General features: G+C 58.3%; 18 protein-coding genes and 1 riboswitch. Of the genes, 9 read left to right on the plus strand and 9 right to left on the minus strand.

All coding sequences use genetic code 11. From position 1 onward, the window contains the following. Window positions 1-254: 254 nt before the first annotated feature. From F7D08_RS09335 to F7D08_RS09375, 9 genes are all read right to left on the minus strand, one after another. Complete coding sequence (locus tag F7D08_RS09335; protein WP_152210364.1) at window positions 255-1,817, minus strand: glycoside hydrolase family 32 protein; 1,563 nt, start codon at window positions 1,815-1,817, stop codon at window positions 255-257. A 155-nt stretch (window positions 1,818-1,972) separates the two neighbouring features. Beyond that, entirely contained in the window at window positions 1,973-3,016 is a 1,044-nt protein-coding gene (locus F7D08_RS09340) for a LacI family DNA-binding transcriptional regulator (RefSeq protein ID WP_152210365.1), read from the minus strand. A 20-nt stretch (window positions 3,017-3,036) separates the two neighbouring features. After that, entirely contained in the window at window positions 3,037-4,407 is a 1,371-nt protein-coding gene (locus F7D08_RS09345; RefSeq protein WP_226803471.1) for a serpin family protein, read from the minus strand. A gap of 6 nt (window positions 4,408-4,413) precedes the next feature. Beyond that, window positions 4,414-4,881, minus strand: a complete 468-nt coding sequence (locus F7D08_RS09350) for a hypothetical protein (protein ID WP_152210366.1) — start codon at window positions 4,879-4,881, stop codon at window positions 4,414-4,416. Window positions 4,882-5,014: 133 nt separating this feature from the next. Continuing rightward, the gene (locus tag F7D08_RS09355) at window positions 5,015-6,388 is read right to left on the minus strand and encodes an MFS transporter (protein WP_152210367.1); all 1,374 of its coding nucleotides are present in this window, start codon (window positions 6,386-6,388) and stop codon (window positions 5,015-5,017) included. A gap of 294 nt (window positions 6,389-6,682) precedes the next feature. Beyond that, complete coding sequence (locus tag F7D08_RS09360) at window positions 6,683-7,060, minus strand: thiamine-binding protein (RefSeq protein ID WP_152210368.1); 378 nt, start codon at window positions 7,058-7,060, stop codon at window positions 6,683-6,685. Window positions 7,061-7,070: 10 nt separating this feature from the next. Continuing rightward, complete coding sequence (gene thiD / locus F7D08_RS09365; RefSeq protein WP_152210369.1) at window positions 7,071-7,868, minus strand: bifunctional hydroxymethylpyrimidine kinase/phosphomethylpyrimidine kinase; 798 nt, start codon at window positions 7,866-7,868, stop codon at window positions 7,071-7,073. 55 nt (window positions 7,869-7,923) lie between these two features. Beyond that, window positions 7,924-10,665, minus strand: a complete 2,742-nt coding sequence (thiC, locus tag F7D08_RS09370; RefSeq protein WP_152210370.1) for a phosphomethylpyrimidine synthase ThiC — start codon at window positions 10,663-10,665, stop codon at window positions 7,924-7,926. 170 nt (window positions 10,666-10,835) lie between these two features. Next, window positions 10,836-11,729, minus strand: a complete 894-nt coding sequence (locus tag F7D08_RS09375) for a hydroxyethylthiazole kinase (RefSeq protein WP_152210371.1) — start codon at window positions 11,727-11,729, stop codon at window positions 10,836-10,838. Then, a riboswitch (TPP riboswitch) is annotated at window positions 11,721-11,828 on the minus strand. (Overlaps the previous gene by 9 nt.) Before the next feature lie 176 nt (window positions 11,829-12,004). Here F7D08_RS09375 and F7D08_RS09380 point away from each other — a divergent pair. The 9 genes from F7D08_RS09380 (at window position 12,005) to F7D08_RS09420 (ending at window position 21,585) form a co-directional block, all read left to right on the plus strand. Further along, window positions 12,005-13,429, plus strand: a complete 1,425-nt coding sequence (locus tag F7D08_RS09380) for a C1 family peptidase (RefSeq protein ID WP_152210372.1) — start codon at window positions 12,005-12,007, stop codon at window positions 13,427-13,429. A 95-nt stretch (window positions 13,430-13,524) separates the two neighbouring features. Next, window positions 13,525-14,997, plus strand: a complete 1,473-nt coding sequence (locus F7D08_RS09385; protein WP_152210373.1) for a glycine--tRNA ligase — start codon at window positions 13,525-13,527, stop codon at window positions 14,995-14,997. A 158-nt stretch (window positions 14,998-15,155) separates the two neighbouring features. Then, window positions 15,156-16,397 (plus strand): tRNA dihydrouridine synthase DusB, encoded by a 1,242-nt coding sequence (gene dusB, locus F7D08_RS09390; protein WP_152210374.1) that lies wholly within the window; start codon window positions 15,156-15,158, stop codon window positions 16,395-16,397. A 101-nt stretch (window positions 16,398-16,498) separates the two neighbouring features. Further along, window positions 16,499-17,707 carry a cell division protein FtsZ gene (gene ftsZ, locus F7D08_RS09395; RefSeq protein ID WP_152210375.1) on the plus strand — a complete coding sequence of 403 codons (1,209 nt, stop codon included), beginning with the start codon at window positions 16,499-16,501 and terminating at the stop codon, window positions 17,705-17,707. 12 nt (window positions 17,708-17,719) lie between these two features. Continuing rightward, on the plus strand, window positions 17,720-18,208 hold the full coding sequence (locus F7D08_RS09400; RefSeq protein WP_152210376.1) for a cell division protein SepF: 489 nt from the start codon (window positions 17,720-17,722) through the stop codon (window positions 18,206-18,208). 113 nt (window positions 18,209-18,321) lie between these two features. Next, the gene (locus F7D08_RS09405; RefSeq protein ID WP_152210377.1) at window positions 18,322-18,624 is read left to right on the plus strand and encodes a YggT family protein; all 303 of its coding nucleotides are present in this window, start codon (window positions 18,322-18,324) and stop codon (window positions 18,622-18,624) included. A 149-nt stretch (window positions 18,625-18,773) separates the two neighbouring features. Continuing rightward, window positions 18,774-20,084 (plus strand): DivIVA domain-containing protein, encoded by a 1,311-nt coding sequence (locus tag F7D08_RS09410; RefSeq protein ID WP_152210378.1) that lies wholly within the window; start codon window positions 18,774-18,776, stop codon window positions 20,082-20,084. A 20-nt stretch (window positions 20,085-20,104) separates the two neighbouring features. Next, window positions 20,105-20,647, plus strand: a complete 543-nt coding sequence (locus F7D08_RS09415) for a signal peptidase II (protein ID WP_152210379.1) — start codon at window positions 20,105-20,107, stop codon at window positions 20,645-20,647. After that, entirely contained in the window at window positions 20,647-21,585 is a 939-nt protein-coding gene (locus tag F7D08_RS09420) for an RluA family pseudouridine synthase (RefSeq protein ID WP_152210380.1), read from the plus strand. The genes F7D08_RS09415 and F7D08_RS09420 overlap by 1 nt, the downstream gene beginning before the upstream one ends. The last annotated feature ends 154 nt before the right edge of the window (window positions 21,586-21,739 follow it).

The following is a 21,739-nucleotide window of genomic DNA, read 5'->3' on the forward strand; positions in this document are numbered from 1 at the left end:
CCTTGCTTTCTGCGCATGTTGCGCTTTCGGCCTGATGCTCATGCGCGGGAAGGTGAGGAGCCCGCGCGAGACATCAAACCATACACCCGAATGACTCATACGCTGATAGCAGCGTTGAGCGGGTGTTATTCAACTGATGTGGGCGCGGTTGCTGCCACCAACCGCGCGAACGGCTCCCAGTATAGCCGTACGCTTGGAAGCCTCGTGCGATACAGAAAATCCCGCTGACCTGGGCCAACGGGATTGAGGGGTTGTTACTCCAGTCCAATCGATTTCAGATGGTGCAGCTTCAGCGAGCTCACAGTCAGTGACCCGGATTCGGCGGACAACTTGATGGCTCGTGGACCTTCTGAAGCAAACGAATACTCGCTCAATACCTGGTGGCCACCGTTCACATAGACTTCCACGGAGCCACGGTCCACGAACACGCGCAGATCAAGCGTGTCGGCGGCAAGCTCGGCTTCCGTGAGCGGTGCCGTACGGTAGCCACGGTCGCCGTGCTTCATGGTCTGACGATCCACCACCACACGGCCCAGCTGGTCGTCGTATGCGACATACAGGTAGGCGCCGTCATTGGTGGCGTGCACCTTCAGGCCGGCGCGCTCGGCGGTGGTGTGCTTCAAATCAATGGACAGTTCGATTTCCACGGCCTCGGCATCATCGGAGATGATGCGCTCGCCATCACCATCCAGCGTAATAGAGCCATGGTCGAACGTATCCTCACGGAGCTCTTCCATCTCGGCCACCGGAGCGGTGACCACATCGCCGTCCGCGCTCAAGGTGATTTCGCGAGGCAGGGTGAGCTGGCCGCACCAGCCGTCGTCCATCATCGGAGCCGGGTCCATGAACGGCGCCATCCACCCATAGACGATTTGGCGGCCATCCTCGCCGCCGGCGTTGAACGACTGCGGCGCATAGTAATTATGCCCGCAATCCCACGGGCGGAATTCGGTTTCCGGTTTGAACTCGCCGCCCGGTTCCCACGTGCCGATCATATAGCCGGCGTTGCTCTCGTTGCGGTTCGCGAAGCCGTTCGGCTTGGACCCCATGGCGGAGAAGCCGATAACCCACTTCTCGTTGCCGTCCTTGTCTTTGAGCGGGAAGAAGTCCGGGCATTCGAGCATGAACACATTCGGATCCGGGTGCTCGAACAGCACGCGCTCGTACTTCCAACTCACCATGTCGTCGGAGGTGAACAGCCACATCTGGCCGCGCTTTTCGGCGGAGGAGACGCCGAAGGTCATATACCAGGTGTCGCCCGTCTTCCACACCTTCGGGTCACGGAAGTGATGCCAGACCTTATCGGTCGGGCAGTCGATGATCATGCCCTGCTTGGTGGCGGATGTCAGCTCGTCGTTGTCCGGGGTGGCGAGCAGCTGCACCTGCCAGTCGTCGGTACGGTCGGCGGGGTTGCGCCAACGGTGGCCGGTGTAGTAGAAGCGCAGCTGGCCGTCATCGCCGATGGCTGCAGAGCCGGAGAAGACGCCGTGCTTGTCTTCCTCGAGCGAGGGGGTGAACATGATTGGCTCGCGTTTCCAATGAATCATGTCCGGAGAGGAGACGTGACCCCAGTGCATCGGACCCCAATGCGAGCTGTAGGGGTGCAACTGGTAGAAGACATGCCAGCGGCCTTTGTAGAAGCACAGGCCGTTCGGATCGTTGATCCAGCCGGCGTTGGATGCGATGTGATACTTCGGGTACCAGCGGTCATTGCGCTTGGGTTCCAATGCGGCAAGGCCTGCTTCGGCCTTGGCCAGCTCGGCCTTGTGATCGAGAATCGGATGAAGCTGAGGAGACTTCGGAGTGAAATCGGTCATAACGATCCTTTGTTTGACTGGAGCTGCTGTGTTCCACAGTGAGTAGCGCCGTTGCGTGTGATTGTGGGTTATTCAGTTGACATTATGCGCCGTCAATCGATTTACGTCAATCGATTGACGAATTCAGTGTGTCTGAGTTGTAGCCGCTGATTATGCTATTGACGCACGGATTCCTTTTCGATGAGCGCGCAGTGGATTTTCGCTGGCACCGGCGTATTGAGCGGCGGCAGGAGAGCGGTGGCGCTTGGCCATTCCATATCGGCCAGCGGGCTTTCTTCAATCAGTGATACCAGCTTGGACGCGGCCCAATATCCCATCTCGAAATGAGGCAGTTCCACGGTGGTGAGCTGTGGCACAAGTGTGTCGGCGAATACGCGATGATTGTCTACACCCACCACGGAGATGTCGCGCCCTACTGTGAGTCCTCGGCGCGCGGCGCATTCGTAGACGTACCAGGCACGAGCATCGTTGAAGCAGAAGAATCCATCTGGTTGTGCCGAGTCGAAAAGTGCGTTGACCGCTTCTAACGCAGGTTCGTTATTGCCTACATGCACAATGCGATGCTCATCAAAATCTCGTCCGGCTTCGGCAAGGGCTGCCCGATATCCTTCCAAACGACCTCGCTCGGCGATAATCGGATCTTCGGCGCCCACATATGCGATGCGTCCACAACCCGCGGCAATCAGTCGTTTGGTGGCATCATACCCGATATGGAATTCATCGGGTTCCACACTGGGAATGACGCCTTTCTCATCCGTGGCGTCCACCAGTACCAGTGGCGTGTCCTTGAGTGCTTTCGGTACGTCGGTAATTCGGTTCGACATCTTCGCGTATAGGAAACCGTCAGTGCCGTAGCGCTTGAGCGCTGCGATTTCCTCGGCTTCATTCTGTGCTCCGTCGGTGCTTACCACGATCAACATGTAACCGAGTTCCCGTGCCGCGGTTTGCGCGCCCAGAATAATGCCGCCGGCATATGGGGTTGTGGCCACGTCTTCGCTGATGAAGCCAAGCATATGAGTGCGCCCGGTGCGCAACGAGCTGGCGAGAGGATTGGATTGATAGCCGAGTTGTGAGGCGATGGCGCGCACCTGATTCGCTACATTGCCTCGCACACGCCCCTCGTCGCGGTTGTTCAACACCAGCGACACGGTAGAGACGGATACGCCTGCCTGTTGTGCAATCTCCTTCATCGTAACCATAAGGTCAAACGATACACCTACTACAGATTTCGGACCGCTCCGATGAACAACGGCACATCATCCGGCGTGGTCAACATATAGAGGAACGGCCTGTCTGCCGTGAACTCCACAACCTGCTGCTGAGCTGGCGCTCCAGCGGCCTCTGCTCCCGCTTGAGTGAACGCGGCTGCTTTCGCCCCCTGCTCGTTCACCTCGATGCGAGTGCCTTGGATAATCGATCCGATGAACAGTCCACTGTCGGCTGAGTCGGTCATCTTGCTCAGATCCGCGGTGTCGGGCGCAAAAACGTCGCTGATGCCAAGCTTCTTCAATGCCTCAGTCGTGTCATCGGAAGCAAAAGTACTGTCAATAGTGAATCGTGGCAGGCCAACGTTGACCAAAGCCGGTTCGGCGGCAACTCCCCATCCTTCAGGAGCATCGGTCATGCATCCATACTGATATGAAGATCCCAGGCAGGTGCTCAAAGCCCAGCGCAGCTTCTCGGTGTCCTGAATGATGTCGTCGAAGCTGCCGGCTGCGGGGAGCAGCACAGTCAGCGCACCGCCATTGTCGAATGGTATGGAGATGCGTTGCCATGTGCTGTTGGAATCGTGCGCCCAGACCAGGCCATGGAATGTCTGATGCATCATCGGCACTTCATGATCGCCGTTGGTGCCATGGAAGGTCTGCCTATCGGTGAGTTCAGGCTCGAACGGGTCCTGCCATCGCCCATCCGCAACCACGGTATTGATGATGGAGATGACTTCGTTGCTCTGCAAAGTGATGCGCGGTTCCAATGAACCTTGGGTATGCTGATTGATCCATCGGCTCATGCGCTGCGCCGCGGCATCATTCAATGGCAACGACTGCACGTCTGCATCAAAGACAGTCTCAACAGTTGTTTTGAAATCCTCGTTCAGTGTGTATCGATTATCGACCCACACTGAATTCGCCGTGCTCATCTGTGATTGTGAGCCGCTATAGCGTCCGTTGATGGAGCTCAGTAGCGATTGATAATCGGCGGTGTTCAACGATTGGGTGCCTAAGGCCTTTTCCATCTGCGAGCGGGTCTCGCCATCCGCCCCTTGCGCGGCAAGCGCCAATGCCATCCACATCGAGGCGGGGGAGTAGTTCACATTGCCTTGAGCGTTCTGAGACGGATTCATCTGTAGGAATGCCGTAGCGGACCGATACGCAAAATCAGAGGAACTGTCAACCGCGGAATGCGTAGCGGATTTTGCCGCTGGTTTGAACAATTGCATGGTGAGCAGTCGACCATCGCCAACAGTCCACCACACGCCGCCGCATGCGCAAGCGATAAGCGCGACCACCAGAATAATGGCGATATGAACCTTGTGCTTACATTTGTGCTGCAGCGTGCGGTGGTGGACGATACCGTGGTTTTCCATCATGGACTCTTAAGCGTGCCGAATCCGTGTGATGATCCAACGGATGAAAAGAGCCACTCCGAATCCCGCAAATGAGGCGATGGTAAACACCAGCAGGAAATACCACACTTGATCCATCGTGGACCAGTTGATATACCACGTACCCATATTGGTGCAGGCGGAATCAACTGCACAGTCGTCATACGGAGTGATCAGCGCGAACAGCAGCGGCAACGCAATCGCCGAACACAATAGTGGGAACAGCAGCGCTCGCCATGGGCGCGCGAATGCCGTAGCGCGAGATGCGTATATGGCATTCGCCAGCAACAGTACCGGTGGAATAACGAAGTTGATGAGCAGCGCGCCGCCCATTCTAGCCTCGCCGCCTACGAGAATGGTTATCAGCAACAGACCGTATGCGAATGCTACAGCGGCGATACAGCCGATGAATCGGGCTTCGCGATGTGAGGAACGAGATGAACTATATTGCGAGGTCATGGCATGTCTCCTCTCCATTGAAAACGGCATGCTGACAGTTCCATAATAAAACGGGCTTGACGGCAACACGAATCGTTGCAGTCAAGCCCGTTATGCGGTGGTGCTATTCGCGGTTACAGAAACCTCACTGTGCTCAGTTCACCGAACGGCGAGCGGTCTCCACGCCGAAGATGCCGACGATAAGCATCGAGGCGATGGCGATGGCACTGATGGAGACGAAGATGGACGTGGCACCGAGGTTCATGAGCATCCAGCCCACCACCATAGGCATCAGCACGTTGAGCAGCTTGGCGATGGCGTTAGCCACACCCACGCAACGGAAGCGAACCTTGGTGGCGAACAGTTCAGGGGCGTACACGGCCACCACGGAAGCCATGAGCACATAGAGGCACATCATGAGCAGGAAGCCCACGATGATGGCGCCGACAGTGGAGGTCTGGAATGCGTAGAGCATACCGAACACACCAGTGAAGAGGAACGCCGGAACGATGGTGCGCTTGCGGCCGATGCGGTCGATCAGCAGGGAGCCGATGAGGCAGCCCACCGGAGCGCCGAGCATCATCATCGTGGAGGTGGTCAGCGAGGAGGAAAGGTTGATGCCGCGCTTGACCAGGATGGTCGGCACCCAGGAGGTGAAGGCGTAGGAGCACACGTTGGTGGCGCTCACGGCCACGATGGCCACGAGCAGGCAGATGCCGAGCGAACGGCCGCCGGCGTTACGAGTCGATTCCGCGGCAGACTTGGCGGCAGACTCAGCCGGTTCGGATCCATTGGCCTCAAGCTGCTTGACGATGGCATCGGCCTCGTCATAACGGTTGTGCACGGCAAGCCAACGCGGGGATTCCGGAATATCGCGACGCAGCCACCAGATCACAGCGGCAATAAGACCGATGCCGACGAATAGCGGACGCCAGCTCCAACGAGGAATGATGAACGCGCACAGCAGCATGGCGATTGGCACGCCGCAGTTGGCAACGAGCGAAACGATGGCGCACCAATGGCCACGGCGATTCATCGGGGCGAATTCATTGACCATGGCGAAACCGGTGACGATTTCAGCACCAAGGCCGAGACCTGCGCCCAGGCGGCAGAGGGAAAGAATAGCCATGTTCGGGGCGAATGCGCCGAGGAAGGTGAAGCCACCGAAGAGCAGCAGGTTGATTTGGTAGGCCACGCGGCGGCCCTTCAGATCGCCGACGAAGCCAGCCAGCAGGGAGCCGACCAGGAGACCCAGGAAGCCAGCGGACATGAACGTGGAATTCTGGGCCACAGTGGACCAGTGGGTGGACAGTGCACTGGAAGCCACGGCACTGCCGATGTACACATCGATGCTGTCCATCAGCATGCCGGCAGCCACCAGGGCGACGATGCGATAGAACATCGGAGTCTCATGCGCGCGATCCATGCGCGAAACGATTTCTTCTACCTGAGCATGATTCTCGGCGGTGCGAGCTTTGGTGGTGTTCATCACGGAATCATGGGAAATCTGCTGTTCAGCAGCAGTCATAGTGAGCGCCTCTTCTTACATCCTGTTGCAAGGCAACCGCTCAACGGTACATTGCCGTGCAACGAACTCATAGCGCGGGTTCGACGTCGTTTGCCCTCCCATTGTGTGGGATGCGCATCGATTTCAAGCCTACGTCTTGAATTCACCTACCGAGCCAACATTGTGAGCTGGCTCACGTACGTCAGAAAAGAACTATAGGAGCGTTTCCTGTCGGCTCCCGGAGCGGGTCACATTGTGAACGAATATGGAATGGGGTGTCTCACTATGAGACATCCCATTCCATTCATATGCGTTTTACCGCTGATGCTTTTCCGCCAGAATCTCATCCACCAGCTTCGGCTTTTCAGTCAGCTGGCCGGTGAAACCGGGGCGAATGTCCATGTGCAGCACCAGAGACGTACGGTAGCCCTGCTCGGCAAGCTTCTTGGCCGCCTCGCCGGCCACTTTGAGCACATCGTCGAGATTGCCCTCCACATTGGTGAACAAGGCGTTTGTCTCCTGCGGCAAGCCGGATTCGCGGATCACCTCAATAGCCTGGGACACATAGGGGGACACCTCGGAACCCACGCCGGCTGCGGAAACTTGGATCGCTGCCACGGTGTTGAGATATGGCTTGCCGGTTTCAGGATCAATCGGCACTTCCTGTTTCACGGCATTACGGTCAAGAACCATATTCGTCCTCTCAGCGGTACTTCCAGAAGTGGTCCATCGGACCGGAGCCGTGGCCCAGGTCCAGCTGGGCCTTCAGCGCGCCGGTCAGATACTTCTTTGCGTGCTTGATGGCCTTGGGCAGCGTATCGCCCAGAGCCAGGTAGGAGGCAATCGCGGAGCTCAGCGTGCAGCCGGTGCCGTGGGTGTTCGGGTTGTTGATGCGCACGCCATCGAACCAAGTAACCGTACCGTCGTTTTCAGCGAGCACGTCGTTGGCGTCCTCGGTGCCGTGGCCGCCCTTGACCAGCGCAGCGCAGCCGTATTGTTCGCTGATGCGGCGAGCCGCCGTCTCCATATCCTCCTGATCGTGGATCAGGGTGTCGGTCAGGGCTTCGGCTTCCGGAATATTCGGTGTCACCACGGTGGCCATGCCGAACAGGCGGCCGGTCAGTGCGGCGATGGCGTCATCGCTGATGAGCTTGGCGCCCGAGGTGGCCACCATCACCGGGTCGAGCACGATGTTGGTGGCATGATGGGCGGTCAGCCGGTCGGCGATCACGTTGATGATGTCCACGGAGGAGACCATGCCGATTTTGACAGCGATCGGCGGAATGTCCTCAAATACCATGTCGATCTCATCGGCCAGGATATTCGGCTCGGTGTCCTGGATGGAGCGCACGCCGGTGGTGTTCTGCGCGGTGAGCGCGGTGATGGCGCTCATGCCGAACACACCACATGCCAGCATGGTTTTCAGATCGGCCTGCATACCGGCGCCGCCGGATGAATCGGAACCTGAAATCGCAAGTACTGCCGGCAAAGTGGTGCTCATAATTTCTCCTTCAAAACTCGTAACACGTAACGAGCGTAGCGAGGTGGCTGTACGTTTACTGTGCCTTCTGGTACAGCTTCGAGCCGCCCTCCTGGAACTTGCGGCTCATCTCGGCCATACCTTGAGCGATATCATCCGCGTTGGTGCTCGGCGCGGCGCTGGTCGCCAGTGCGCCGCGGGCCTCCTGAGCGGATGGAATCTTGCCTGCCAGCGTATCCTGAACCAGCTGTTCCTGAGCGGCCGCGCCGCCAAACTGCTTACGGATGTTCTGGGAAATGGCCATCGAGCAGAACTTCGGGCCGCACATCGAGCAGAAATGCGCCATCTTGGCCGGCTCGGCCGGCAGCGTATCGTCATGGAAGGCGATGGCCGTATCCGGATCGTAGCTCAGGTTGAACTGGTCGAGCCAGCGGAACTCGAAGCGGGCCTTGGAAATCGCCAGATCGCGGTCCTGCGCGTGCGGGTGATGCTTGGCGATGTCGGCTGCGTGGCAGGCGATTTTGTAGGCGATCACGCCCTGCTTCACGTCATCCTTGTTCGGCAAGCCAAGGTGTTCCTTCGGCGTCACATAGCACAGCATGGCGGTGCCGTAACGGGCGATTTCCACCCCGCCGATGGCGGAGGTGATGTGATCGTAGCCGGGGGCGGTATCGGTGGTCAACGGTCCAAGCGTATAGAACGGGGCATCCTTGCAGATGGCCTTCTCCATTTCGATGTTCATACGCACGGTGTCGAACGGAATATGGCCCGGGCCTTCGATCATCACCTGGACATCCTTGGCCCAAGCACGCTGGGTCAGCTCGCCCAAGGTCATCAGCTCGGCGAGCTGTGCGGCATCGTTGGCATCGGCCAGCGAGCCCGGACGCAGTCCATCGCCCAGGGAGAACGCCACATCGTACTTGGCGAAGATATCGCACAGTTCATCGAAGTGGGTGTACAGGAAGCTTTCCTGGTGGTGTTGCAGACACCATTCGGCCATGATGGAGCCGCCACGGGAGACGATGCCGGTCACACGGTTGGCGGTCAGCGGCACGAAGCGCAGCAGCACGCCGGCGTGGATGGTCATGTAGTCCACGCCCTGCTCGCACTGTTCGATCACGGTGTCGCGGAAGAGCTCCCAGCTGAGCTTGGAAGCATCGTCCTCCACCTTCTCCAGTGCCTGATACATCGGCACGGTGCCGATCGGCACGGGGGAGTTCCTGAGGATCCACTCACGCGTGGTGTGGATGTCGTTGCCGGTGGAAAGATCCATCACCGTGTCGGCGCCCCATTTGGTGGCCCAGGTGAGCTTCTCCACCTCCTCGTCGATGGAGGAGGTCACGGCGGAGTTGCCCATGTTGGCGTTGAGCTTGGTCAGGAAGGCGGATCCGATGATCATCGGCTCGGCCTCCGGATGGTTGATGTTGCACGGCATCACGGCGCGGCCGGCGGCCAGTTCGGAGCGTACGAGCTCCACGTCACAGTTCTCGCGCTCGGCGACGTACTTCATTTCCGGCGTGATGATGCCGTGACGGGCGTACCACATCTGGGTCACCGGATGGTCCTTGGCTCGCATCGGCTGATGCTTGCGGCCACGCCATTCCTTGGTGGCGCGGCCGCGCTTGATGGCGCGTTTGCCGTCATCGCCGAGGTTGCGGCGGCGGCCTTCGTATTCTTCGATGTCGCCGCGATCGCGAATCCAATCGAGACGAAGCGGCTTGAGGCCTTCCTTCGGGTCGCACTTGGGGCCTTCGGTGTTGTAGTCGATGAATGGCGGGTTCGGACCCACGCCGGGGGTGTCGGAGAGCTTGATTTCGGTATACGGCACTTCAAGGTCGTAGGAGCCGAACTGGTTTTCGAAATGCACCGACTTGGTCTTACGGATGTGTGCCTTGTCGCGCTGCTTGGAGCCGCGGGCGGCGATATCCACACGTTGCTGCTTGGCGAGTTTCTGTGCTTCCTTGGCCTGCTTGGCGTTGGTGAACTTCTTCTCGGCGGCCTCAGCGCCTGCAGCTGCGGTACCCTCCTGGGCGGCTTGGGTGTCGGCGGCCGGCGTGTGGGTCACGATGCGTGGAGCGTATCCATGCTTGGCATCGCCGCGAACGGCCTTCCATGCCTCGACCATGGCCCTGGTGGTGGCTTCCGGGTCATCGGCGCCGGCGATGGCCGACACCACGAACCAGCCGGCTGCCTTGGTGCCGGCGAGCATCGCCATGTCCTTGATGGTCACGCCGCCACCGACCACTACCGGGAAATCGCAGGCGGCGCAAATGGTGTTGATCTGCTTGGCGTCCAGCGTCTTGCCGGAACCGTCGTTGCCGCCCACGGAGGCTTCGGGCTTGGTGGTGGAGACATGCAACGGACCCGCGCCGATGTAGTCAATGCAGCCATCGGGCAGTTCGTTGATGAGCTTGACCAGGCTTTCGGTCTCAGCGGAAAGACCCACGATGGCCTCGTCGCCGAGCAATGCTCGGGCTTCGCGCGGCTCCATATCGGTCTGGCCGATGTGCACGCCGTCCACCTTGATGCCTTTGCGGCGGGCCTGCCAGACCACGTCGGCGCGGTCATCGATCACAAAGGCCACGGAATCGGACTTGTTGTTGTCCTCGATGATCTGTGCGATGTCCTGAGCCATGGCGGTCAGTTCGGAGGCATCAGCCTTCTTGGCGCGCAACTGGATGAACGTGGCGCCGCCGCGCAGGGCCTGATCGACGACGTCCGTCAGCGGTCGGCCTTTGCAATCGTCGGGGCCCACCACAAAGTATGCGGTCAGGTCGAACGAGTCACGCATGGATGCGTATGGATATTCGTTGCTCATTATTGTTCCTTTGGTCGCTATTGAGGAAGTCTGAAAAGGGATATGAAAGGGCTGTCAGCAATCGCTTGCATTGTCCTCGGCCCCCTCTGATGAGGGAGCCGCCAGCGAAGCTGACTGAGGGAGAGATTTCAAACAAAGGCAGTCTTCAGTCCGTTACTAAGGAGCATCGCCTACTGCACTACAATGTCGCTACCGGCTACCTGCTCGGCCGTCACATTCCACAGGGCGTCAAGAAAAGCCACCTGGAACGATCCCGGTCCCTTGGACTCGGCTTCGGCCACTTCGGCTGCGCGGTCGTAGAGCAAGGAAGCGGCGAGTGTGGCAATGAGCGGTTCGGCGACGGCGAGATAGGTGGCAGTCACGCCACCCAGCGAGCAGCCTGCACCGGTGATCTTGGCCATCATCGCACTGCCGCCGGGCAGACGATAGGTGTGTTCGCCGTCGGTCACCAAGTCGATTTTGCCGGATACGGCCACTGCGGCCTTATGCTTCGGTGCCGAAGCGGCAAGGAACTGAGCCAGCAGCTTCGCCGGCTGGGCGGCGGCATCCACCTCATCCACGGACTCCACGCCGGCCGGGCGGCTCGCGTTATCCGCATCAAGTAGCCCCCACATATTAGCCAAGGCGATGACTTCGGAAGCATTGGCGCGAATCACCGTTGGAGGAGCGGCCTTGAAGGATTGCAGGATCGCGGTGCGAGTCTTGCCGATACCAGCGGCTACAGGGTCAAGCACCCACGGCTTGCCAAGGTAATTGAGCCGTTGCGCAATGGATGGCAACGCATCCTTATAGAACGGCAGCAATGTGCCCACGTTGATGTAATTCGCGCCTGCGATCTTCGCCGTTTCGATTACATCATCCGGCAGGAAGCTCATGGCTGCCGTGCCGCCGGCGGCCAACTGTGCGTTGGCTACGAGATTGATGGTGACGAAATTGGTGAATGACTGTGCCAATGGCGTCTTGTCTTTTACGTCTCGCACTGCCTGCGCTATTGCTTCGCGCAGTTCTGCCAAAACGTTCTGATGAGTGTTGGTACTACAATGGTCGCGCGAATCGTCGCTCATATCACTGCTCCCTACGATGGTCTTAACCAACAGGTTCTAAGGGTTAGGCGTTGTGCCATTCTCAACCCGCCGTTGACGCGGGTTCCCCTGCATTACAGTGATGACGCTATGCGTGTATGCGGACATCTTCTTTACAAATACGAACAGAATCGTTGATTTTTATGTGATTGCTCTGGCGCGTCGCCGCTCCGCGTGGTATTAAGACGGGTTTCGATTGCGGCGCGCGTGTAGGATAAAGCTCGTTTGCGTGAGATCGTAAGTGTTCGGGAGGAAAGATGACTCATCAATCTGCTGTTGACGTTGAACAGATTAAGGAATATTCGCACGCGTTCAACGCCGATCGCGCCAACCTCGTGGCGGCCAATGCGGCCGTTTCCACCGGCGTACTTGCCGCAGCCACCGACTACCGGGGCCTGCGCGATCTGCCTCGCGACTTCTCCATCGAGCTGAAGCAGGGGTCGATTACCAATCAGGAGCGTTCGGGTCGTTGCTGGATGTTCGCGTCATTGAACACGCTGCGCTATGAGCTCATGCACCACTGGAACCTTGAGGACTTCGAATTCTCCGAAACCTACCTGTTCTTCTGGGATGCCATCGAAAAGTCCAACACCTATCTTGAGCATGTGCTGGAAACCTTGGACGAACCTACCGACTCGCGCATCTTCGAGGTCATCAATGATGGCCCATCCGACGATGGCGGCTGGTGGCAGATGTTCGCCGCACTGGTCAATAAGTATGGTTTGGTACCAAAGTCCGCCTATCCGGAATCCGCGAATTCTCGCGACTCGGATGCGTTCAAGCAGTATCTCAACACCAAGCTGCGTGAATTCGCCGCCGAATTGCGTCGCCGCCATGCTTCCGGCGAATCGGTGGAGGCACTGCGCGAGGTCAAGCACCAGGACATGGCCACGGTGTACCGCATCTGCGCCATCGCGCTCGGCGAGCCGCCGGCAACGTTCGATTTCCTGGCGCGAGTCAAGGACGACGATGATGACAAGGACGGTGACAAGTCGGGTAAGAACGACAAGGCCGAACAGTCCAGGTCGGAATCCGGCAAGGACGAGCGCAAGCAAATTCGCGAAACCGGCATCACCCCGCTTCAGTTCTACAAAAAATACGTGCCGGTGGACGTGAACGATTTCGTGACCATCTCCAACGCGCCGATGGCTCGCACTCCGTTCGGCAAGCGCTACCGCATCCGCTACACCGCGAACGTGATCGAAGCCGGCGACATGGAATTTGTCAATGTGCCGCTGGATGTGTTCAAGAAGGCCTCCGTCGATCAGATCGCAGCCGGCCACCCGATTTGGTTCGCCTGCGACTGCATGCAATTCGCGCTGCGCGGCGAAGGCGTCTTCGATCGCGGCACTGTGCGCGTGGATCAGCTGTTCGGCACCGAATTCACCTTCGACAAGGCGGACGGTCTCGAATACGGCGACCGTCCGAGCAACCATGCCATGACGCTCACCGGTGTGAATCTGGATGACAACGGCAAGCCGAACCGTTGGAAGATCGAAAACAGCTGGGGCAAGGATAACGGCAAGGATGGCTACTATGTGGCCTCCGACGCATGGTTCGACCAGTTCGTCACCGAGCTCATCATCCGCAAGGACGTGCTTGACGAGGCAACGCTGGCCATCGCGCAATCCGAGCCCGTCGAACTCGAACCGTGGGAACCGCTTACGCGCCCTTGCCGCTGATGCCGAATATTCCATATATAGAGATGTAGGGGAGTGCCGCTATCCTGAAGCGGTTGTAAGCAAGTCCCCAAACCGTTCAAACCAGAAGGTGCATTGTGGCTCAATCCAAACTCGATGAAGTCGTATCCCTCGCGAAGCGTCGCGGCTTTGTATTCCCCGCCGGCGAAATCTACGGCGGCACTCGTTCCGCTTGGGATTACGGTCCCCTCGGCGTCGCGCTGAAGGACAATATCAAGCGCGAATGGTGGCGTTCCATGGTCGTCACCCGCCCCGACGTGGTCGGTGTGGATACCTCCATCATCCTGCCGCCCGAGGTGTGGGTGGCTTCCGGCCATGTGAGCGTGTTCAATGATCCGCTCGTCGAGTGCCTGAACTGCCACAAGCGCAACCGTGCCGACAAACTCGAGGAATCCTATGCCGAGAAGCACGGCGACAAGATGCCCGAGAACGGTATGAAGGACATCGTCTGCCCGAACTGCGGCACTCGCGGTGAGTGGACCGAGCCTCGTGACTTCAACATGATGCTGCGCACGCATCTCGGCCCGGTCGAGGACGAGAACAGCCTGCACTACCTGCGCCCGGAAACCGCGCAGGGCATCTTCGTGGACTTCAAGAATGTGATGACCTCCTCCCGTTCCAAGCCGCCGTTCGGCATTGCGAACATGGGTAAGTCCTTCCGTAACGAGATTACCCCGGGCAACTTCATCTTCCGCACCCGTGAGTTCGAGCAGATGGAGATGGAGTTCTTCGTCAAGCCGGGTACCGATGAGGAATGGCACCAGTACTGGATTGACGCTCGTACCCAGTGGTATCTGGATCTCGGCGTCAAGCCGGAGAACCTGCGCCACTATGAGCATCCGAAGGAAAAGCTGGCCCACTACTCCAAGCGCACCGTGGACATCGAATACAAGTTCGGTTTCCAGGGTTCTGATTGGGGCGAGCTCGAAGGCGTGGCCAACCGTACCGACTTCGACCTGTCCGCACACGCCAAGCATTCCGGCGAGGATCTGAGCTACTTCAACCAGGCCACCGGCGAAAAGTATGTGCCGTATGTCATCGAGCCTGCTGCTGGTCTGACCCGTTCCCTGATGTGCTTCCTCGTGGACGCCTACGACGTGGACGAAGCCCCGAACACCAAGGGCGGCGTCGATAAGCGCACCGTGCTGCGTCTTGATCCGCGTCTGGCCCCGATCAAGGCCGCAGTGTTGCCGCTGTCCAAGAAGCCGGAGCTGCAGGAAGTGGCCCATAACCTGGCCGCCGACCTGCGCTTCAACGAGTGGATGATCGATTACGACGAGTCCGGAGCCATCGGACGTCGCTACCGTCGCCAAGACGAAATCGGCACCCCGCTGTGCATCACCGTGGACTTCGATACGCTTGAGGATCACGCCGTGACCATCCGCGAACGTGACACCATGGCCCAGGAGCGCGTCTCCTTGGACAAGGTGGCCGACTATGTTGCAGCCCGCATCAGCGAAAAGCGCACTCGTGTGCCGCTGAAGCCTGTTGAAATGGGCGGGGAGCCCTGGCCTGCCTCCGGCATCCAGGAAGCCGGCGGCCTGTACTGATCGGCAGACAAGAAAGATACCGATTCTGGCTCCCCTCCATGAGAGGAGCTGTCGCACCAGTCAGCTAAGAGGAAACCTCATAAATCACGAAATCCTCTCAGCTCTGCAAGGCAAGACAGCTCTCCTCTCTGAGGGGAGCCGAACTATGTAGGAACAACGTGACAGACAACGCCGAAACCATAATCAGTGAGCCGCACGAGACCGAGAACTTCGATCCGCGTACGGATGCGCAGGAACGTCCGAATGAGCCGGTGCATATCGCTCCGGTGCAGCTCGGCAAGATTACCGTGCCAACGCCGGTGGTGCTTTCTCCCATGGCAGGAGTGACTAACTGGCCCTTCCGCGTGATTTGCGAGGAATATGGTCCAGACGGCTTGTACGTTGCGGAAATGATTACCGCCCGTGCATTGGTGGCTCGCAATCCCAAGGCCCTGAGACTATGCCATTTTGCGCCGAGCGAGAAGATTCGTTCCTTGCAACTATATGGCGTCAACCCCTCCATCACCGAACAAGCCGCAAAAATCGTGGTCGACGAAGGTATGGCCGACCATGTGGATTTGAATTTCGGTTGCCCGGTACCTAAGGTGACCCGTCGAGGCGGCGGCTCGGCCCTGCCGTGGAAAACTGACATGTTCACTGATTTGATTGCCCGTGTGGTCGCCGTATGCGAGCCGGCAGGCATTCCGGTAACCGCCAAAATCCGTGTCGGCATCGACCATGAGCATGAGACCTTCCTCGAAGCGGGACATATCGCGCAGGAGGAGGGCTGCAAGGCGGTAACGCTTCATGCCCGTACCACTGCAGAATACTATGGTGGTCATTCCGATTGGTCCCGTATCGGCGAGCTGAAGGAACGCCTCGATATTCCAGTGTTCGGCAACGGCGATATTTGGGGTGCCGAGGATGCGCTGGCAATGGTGCGTGAAACCGGATGCGACGGCGTTGCGATTGGACGCGGATGCCAAGGCCGTCCATGGCTGTTCGCCAATATCAAGAACGCTTTTGAAGGCAACCCGGAGCGCCTCAATCCGAACCTTGGCGAGGTCTGCCGGGTAATCCACCGCCATGCCGAATTGCTTACCCAGTTCTATGATGACGATGAAATGATGGCCGTACATGACTTGCGCAAGCATATCGCCTGGTACTTGAAAGGATTCCCTGTAGGCGGTTCTACGCGAAAAGCCTTTATGGAATGTGAGAACCTGGCCGATGTCGATCGCGAGATTGCTCGCCTTGATCCCACCATTGAATATCCGCCGCGAGTCATCGATAAACCGCGTGGCCGGGTGCGTTTTGCCAAGAAAGTGCACCTTCCCTATGGCTGGCTGGAATCCCGCACCACCTCCCATGCGGAGCGCGAAGCATTGTTCGGTGATGACCCGATGGATGCCAGTTATTAAAAAATATTGCACAACACGCACTAATCCATGTGCGAATTGACTCCACGAGTAGCCCAGTTGCGCTACTCTTGGGTGTAACCGTGAAGTGACAGGAGCCAAACGTGAGCGAGATCGCCCAGACTGAGTTCAACGACAAGACCAACATCAAGGTCGTCGGCGTAGGCGGAGCCGGCGGCAATGCCGTTAACCGTATGATCGCCGAAGGATTGCAGAACGTTGAATTTGTGGCGGTAAACACCGACGCGAAGGATTTGCTGCGATCCGACGCCGATGTCAAGATCTCCCTGTCTGATAAGTCCAGCCGTGGTCTCGGCGCCGGTGCCGACCCTGAACGTGGAGCAAAGGCGGCGCAGGACCACCAGTCGGATATCGAGGAATCCCTGAAGGGCGCCGATATGGTCTTCGTCACCTGTGGCGAGGGCGGCGGTACCGGTACCGGTGCCAGCCCCATTGTGGCCCGCGCCGCACATCAGCAGGGTGCCTTGACCATCGCCGTGGTCACGCGTCCGTTCAGCTTTGAAGGTCCGCAGCGTTCTGCATCCGCCGATTACGGCATTGAGAACCTGCGTAAGGAAGTCGATGCCCTTATCGTCATCCCGAACGATCGCCTGCTTGAGCTGTCCGATCGCTCCATCGGCATCATCGAGGCCTTTAAGACCGCCGATACCGCACTGTTGGCCGGCGTTCAGGGCATCACCGATTTGATTTCCATGAATTCATACATCCATGTGGATTTCTCCGACGTGAACTCCATTCTGCGCGGAGCCGGCACCGCGTTGTTCGGCATTGGCTCGGCTCGGGGTGAGGATCGCGCGACCCAGGCCGCCGAAATCGCCATCAGCTCCCCGCTGCTGGAGGAAAGCATCGAAGGCGCTCATGGCGCACTCATCAACATTGCCGGCCCGACCGATCTGAAGCTGCAGGAGGCCTCCGCTGCCACCGAACTGGTGCGCAAGGCCATTCACCCTGAAGCTCAGATCATTTGGGGTCTTGCCTTGGATGATGCTTATGGCGATGAAGTGCGCGTCACCGTGATCGCCGCTGGATTCGACCATGTATCCGCTCAGGATGCCGACGACCAGGAAGTGGTGACTCCGGTGGTGCCTGCCCAGGCTGCAAAGCCCGCCGCATCTCCTGCAGCTCCGGTGGCACAGCCTGTTCCGACCGCACAGCCTACGACTCAGCCCACGTTTGTGCCCACCACGGGGGATTCCGCGTCGTTGCCGTTCGATGATCCGACTTCCGAACATCCGACCATTTCTCTTAACGATCCCGCAGGCGATCTCGACATTCCTGATTTCCTGCGCTGAAAGGACTAATCCATGGCTGGGTTCATGAAGAACGCGATGTCCTACCTGGGCATGAGCGACGTGGCCGATGACGATGATGAGTTCGTCGAGGAAGAAGAGGAGCAGCAAAAGCCTCAGCCGAAACCGACGTTTGATTCCGATCACACGGTGACTCCGATGGCTCAGACGTCCACGACCACGAGTCCGTCGGCGAAGACCACGCCGTTCCAAGGCGGCGGGCGAGTGAACCGCATTACTACGATTCATCCCAAGTCCTATGAGGATGCACAGCTGGTTGGCCGTGCTCTTCGCGATGGCGTGCCGGTGGTCTTGAACCTGACCGGTGTCTCTGAGGCAGTGGCCTATCGTATCGTCGACTTCTCCGCCGGTGTGGTGTTTGGCGTTCGTGGATCTCTTGAACGTGTGACTCCGCGTGTGTTCCTGCTCAGCCCGGCTCAGGTCAACATCAAGGTTGAGGAACCTGCAAATACGGCTTCCGCCCGTGACCTGTTTTCTGATTGATCTGACTGAGTTGAACGCTTTTCGCTGATATTGGCCGATTCCCGCAAAGGGGTCGGCCAATTGTCATTGTGCTCCCAGCAAACTTTTCAGATCCGCTTGTTAGGCTTACGCCCATGTTGTCCTTTGGTTTTGCACTTATCGGCCGTGTGCTTGGCGGTCTGATCAATGCCTATATCACCGTGCTCATAATCCGTATGGTGCTTGATTGGGTTTCCATCCTGGCCCGCAACTGGTATCCACGTGGGCTCGTGGCCCAGCTCATCAATATCGTGTACACGATCACCGAGCCGCCGTTGCGTTGGCTGCGCCAATATATCAGGCCGTTGCCGCTTGGAGCCATTAGCTTGGATATGAGCTTTTTGGTGCTGTATTTCGGCCTAGTGATACTCGAGAGCGTGGTGTACATGATTTTCTGATGCATAAATCAGTCGATTTTCAGCGCAATACGGCATGTCGCGCCTTGAAAATTGGCACAGAACCCTCATGAAACGATGGGGTCGTGATAGCATCAATACTTGATACCAACGTAAGCGAGGGCAAAGCCCCAAAGCGAGGTGCAATATTTATGGCTCTGTTGACGCCGAAGGATATTAGGGAGCACACCTTCCAGACCGTGCGATTCAAGGAAGGCTACGATGTCGACGAGGTTGACGACTTCCTCGATCAGGTCACGGAGACGGTGGAGGCTCTGGGACGCCAGGCTGTAGCCGGCGGACAGGCGACTCAGGCTCTGGGTCCCGACGTGACCAATCTGAATGCCAAGATTTCCGAGTTGACCGGTCAGGTGCAGCAGCTCCAGGCGGAGAATGCCGAGCTGAAGAAGGCGGCTGCACAAGGTCCTCAGGCTTCCGCCGAAGGCGAGCAGGCTGCACAGCTGGCAGCTACGAAGCTGAGCGAAGCCGAAGAATCCAACCGTGCTCTCGCCGCTCAGAACGACCAGCTCAAGGGCCAGGTTGATCAGCTCAATGCTCAGATCGACCAGCTCACCGCTCAGGCCGCTCAGGCTTCCGGCAATCAGGAGGCCGTGGGCCAGCAGATTGCGGCCATCCAGAAGGAACGCGATCAGTTCCGCGCTGCCAATGAAGAGCTGTCCCGTCAGCTTGCTGCCGCTCAGCAGCAGGGCGGCGTTGCTCAGCAGCAGGCTGCTCAGATTCAGGAGCTGTCCCGTCAGCTTGAAGAGGCCAAGCAGCGTGAAAACCAGCTGCGTGCCCAGGTTTCCAAGGTCGAGCCGAGCACCGAGACCGGCTCTCTGCAGAAGATCGCTGGCGCCGCCTCCATGCCGGGCAGCGAGCCGGAGCGCGCCACCGCAATGCTGACTTTGGCTATGCAGCTGCATGATCAGTACGTGGAGAAGGGCAAGACCAAGGCTAAGGAAATCACCGAAGCCAGCCAGAACAAGTACAACGATCTGGTCACGAAGGCCAACACCTACTCCGACCGCACCCGCTCCGAGGCTGACGCCTATCGTGATCGCGTGCACGCCGATGCGGATGCTTACTCCAAGAGCACCCGTTCCGATGCCGATACCTACTCCGAGAACACCCGCGCCGACGCCGACGCTTACTCCGAGAAGACCCGCCAGGATGCCGATAAGTACTCCAAGACCCAGCACACCGATGCTGATGAGTACGAGGCAGATGTGCAGCGTCGTGCAGCGGAATACGACAAGCAGACTCGTTCCGCCGCCGATACCTATGCACAGCAGGTTCGCGACAACCTGCAGAACCAGTCCAAGGTCATCGAGGGCAATATCCAGAGCCTCAAGCAGTTCGAGACCGAATACCGTGCACGCCTCACCGAGTTCCTTGGTCAGCTGGCAGCTCAGGTTTCCGAGTCGAACAACTACCAGGACCAGACCTCGTCCAAGGCTAACTGAGCGTAGGTAGGTTAGGTCGTATGACGAACCAACAGGGACGGCTGCGCATTCGCGCGGCCGTCTTTGCATGTGTAGCTGCAGCCGCCTTGATCGTTGATCAGCTCACCAAAGCGTGGGCCATGGCGGCGTTATCCGATGGCCAGACCATTGAGGTGATTCCAAAGCTGCTTTCCTTTACCTTGGTCCGCAACCCCGGTGCTTCGCTGGGCATGGGCTCCGGTGCAACATGGGTGATTTCCCTGTTAGCTATCGCAGCATGCTGCGCGTTGCTGTATTGCGGGTTGCTCACGGTGTCGTTGAAATGGACCGCCGTGCTGTCCCTTGCGTTTGCAGGTGCATTCGGCAACCTCATCGACCGTGTCATGTATGCCGATGGATTCCTTAACGGCAAGGTCGTGGATTTCCTGAACTACGGGTGGTCGGTTGGCAATGTGGCCGACGTGTATCTGGTCGTTGCCGGCGTTGCCATTGTGATTCTGATTCTGCTCAATGAGCCATTTTCCACTAAGGATTTGCAACCTCAACAGGGTGACGACACTGACGCAAAGGTGGGCGCCGAGTAATGAATCGTATGGTTCCTGCTCCTGATGCGCTCATCGGCAAACGATTCGATATCGCCGTGGCGAAAATGCTTGGTATTTCCCGTTCCAAGGCCGCGGATTTGATTGATTCCGGTCAGGCTCGTGTGCTTGGTCGAGAGGTCGCTCGATCCAGTACCTTGGTTGCGGGAGAAACCGTAGAATTCGATTTGGTCGAGGAACGTGCGGAACCTGAGCCTATCGCCAACGATATGGCGGTGGCCTATGAGGATGATGATGTCGTTGTGGTCGACAAGCCTGTTGGCGTTGCCGCTCACGCATCAGTGGGTTGGACCGGGCCTACGGTGCTGGGTTCTTTGCGCGATCGCGGTGTACACATCACTGCTCTCGGTGCGGCAGGGCGTGAAGGTATCGTTTCCCGCCTGGATGTGGGGACGTCGGGACTGATGCTGGTTTGCAAATCCGACCTGGCCTATATCGAAATGCGTAGGCAGTTCGCCGAACATGAGGTCAAGAAGACATATCATGCGCTGGTCCAAGGATCATTGAAGCAGAACAAAGCCACTATCGAAGCGCCGATTGGACGAGCCAAGGTTTCCGATTTCCGATTTTGTGTGACTCCTGCCGGCAAGCCTGCCGTGACTCATTGGGATGTGATGGAGCGTTTCGGGCATGAAGCCACGTTGGTATCGGTGAACCTGGAGACTGGACGCACCCACCAGATTCGCGTGCATTTTTCTTCGATTGGACATCCGCTATGCGGGGACCCGATGTATGGCGCCAATCCTGTGCTGTCCGAGGCGCTTGGCCTGGATCGCCAGTGGCTGCATGCCATGAAGCTTGAATTCCGCCACCCGCGTACCCGTATGTGGACCACGGTGGAATCCCATTACCCAGCTGATTTGGCGCAAGCGCTCGAAACCATGAGAGCCCGTCACGTGGATGTCCCTATCGTTTCCTGATCATTGTTTTTTGCCTGTATTGTTCCCAATATCCTCTGACTGTAGGTTTTTGAACGTTCACTGTAGGTTTTTGAACAAAAAACGTTGGAAATCCTACAGTTAGTGTTCAAAAACCTACAGTCAACATGGACTGAGCACAGTGTGCGGTATGGTG

Source organism: Bifidobacterium cebidarum (assembly GCF_009193305.1).
Classification (GTDB): Bacteria; Actinomycetota; Actinomycetes; order Actinomycetales; family Bifidobacteriaceae; genus Bifidobacterium; species Bifidobacterium cebidarum.

Excerpts from the sequence above, each read along its gene's own strand:
- F7D08_RS09335 (WP_152210364.1), bottom strand. The coding sequence starts at position 1,817 with ATGACCGATTTCACTCCGAAGTCTCCTCAGCTTCATCCGATTCTCGAT.
- F7D08_RS09340 (WP_152210365.1), bottom strand. The coding sequence starts at position 3,016 with ATGGTTACGATGAAGGAGATTGCACAACAGGCAGGCGTATCCGTCTCT.
- F7D08_RS09345 (WP_226803471.1), bottom strand. The coding sequence starts at position 4,407 with ATGATGGAAAACCACGGTATCGTCCACCACCGCACGCTGCAGCACAAA.
- F7D08_RS09350 (WP_152210366.1), bottom strand. The coding sequence starts at position 4,881 with ATGACCTCGCAATATAGTTCATCTCGTTCCTCACATCGCGAAGCCCGA.
- F7D08_RS09355 (WP_152210367.1), bottom strand. The coding sequence starts at position 6,388 with ATGACTGCTGCTGAACAGCAGATTTCCCATGATTCCGTGATGAACACC.
- F7D08_RS09360 (WP_152210368.1), bottom strand. The coding sequence starts at position 7,060 with ATGGTTCTTGACCGTAATGCCGTGAAACAGGAAGTGCCGATTGATCCT.
- thiD (WP_152210369.1), bottom strand. The coding sequence starts at position 7,868 with ATGAGCACCACTTTGCCGGCAGTACTTGCGATTTCAGGTTCCGATTCA.
- thiC (WP_152210370.1), bottom strand. The coding sequence starts at position 10,665 with ATGAGCAACGAATATCCATACGCATCCATGCGTGACTCGTTCGACCTG.
- F7D08_RS09375 (WP_152210371.1), bottom strand. The coding sequence starts at position 11,729 with ATGAGCGACGATTCGCGCGACCATTGTAGTACCAACACTCATCAGAAC.
- F7D08_RS09380 (WP_152210372.1), top strand. The coding sequence starts at position 12,005 with ATGACTCATCAATCTGCTGTTGACGTTGAACAGATTAAGGAATATTCG.
- F7D08_RS09400 (WP_152210376.1), top strand. The coding sequence starts at position 17,720 with ATGGCTGGGTTCATGAAGAACGCGATGTCCTACCTGGGCATGAGCGAC.
- F7D08_RS09405 (WP_152210377.1), top strand. The coding sequence starts at position 18,322 with ATGTTGTCCTTTGGTTTTGCACTTATCGGCCGTGTGCTTGGCGGTCTG.
- F7D08_RS09410 (WP_152210378.1), top strand. The coding sequence starts at position 18,774 with ATGGCTCTGTTGACGCCGAAGGATATTAGGGAGCACACCTTCCAGACC.
- F7D08_RS09415 (WP_152210379.1), top strand. The coding sequence starts at position 20,105 with ATGACGAACCAACAGGGACGGCTGCGCATTCGCGCGGCCGTCTTTGCA.
- F7D08_RS09420 (WP_152210380.1), top strand. The coding sequence starts at position 20,647 with ATGAATCGTATGGTTCCTGCTCCTGATGCGCTCATCGGCAAACGATTC.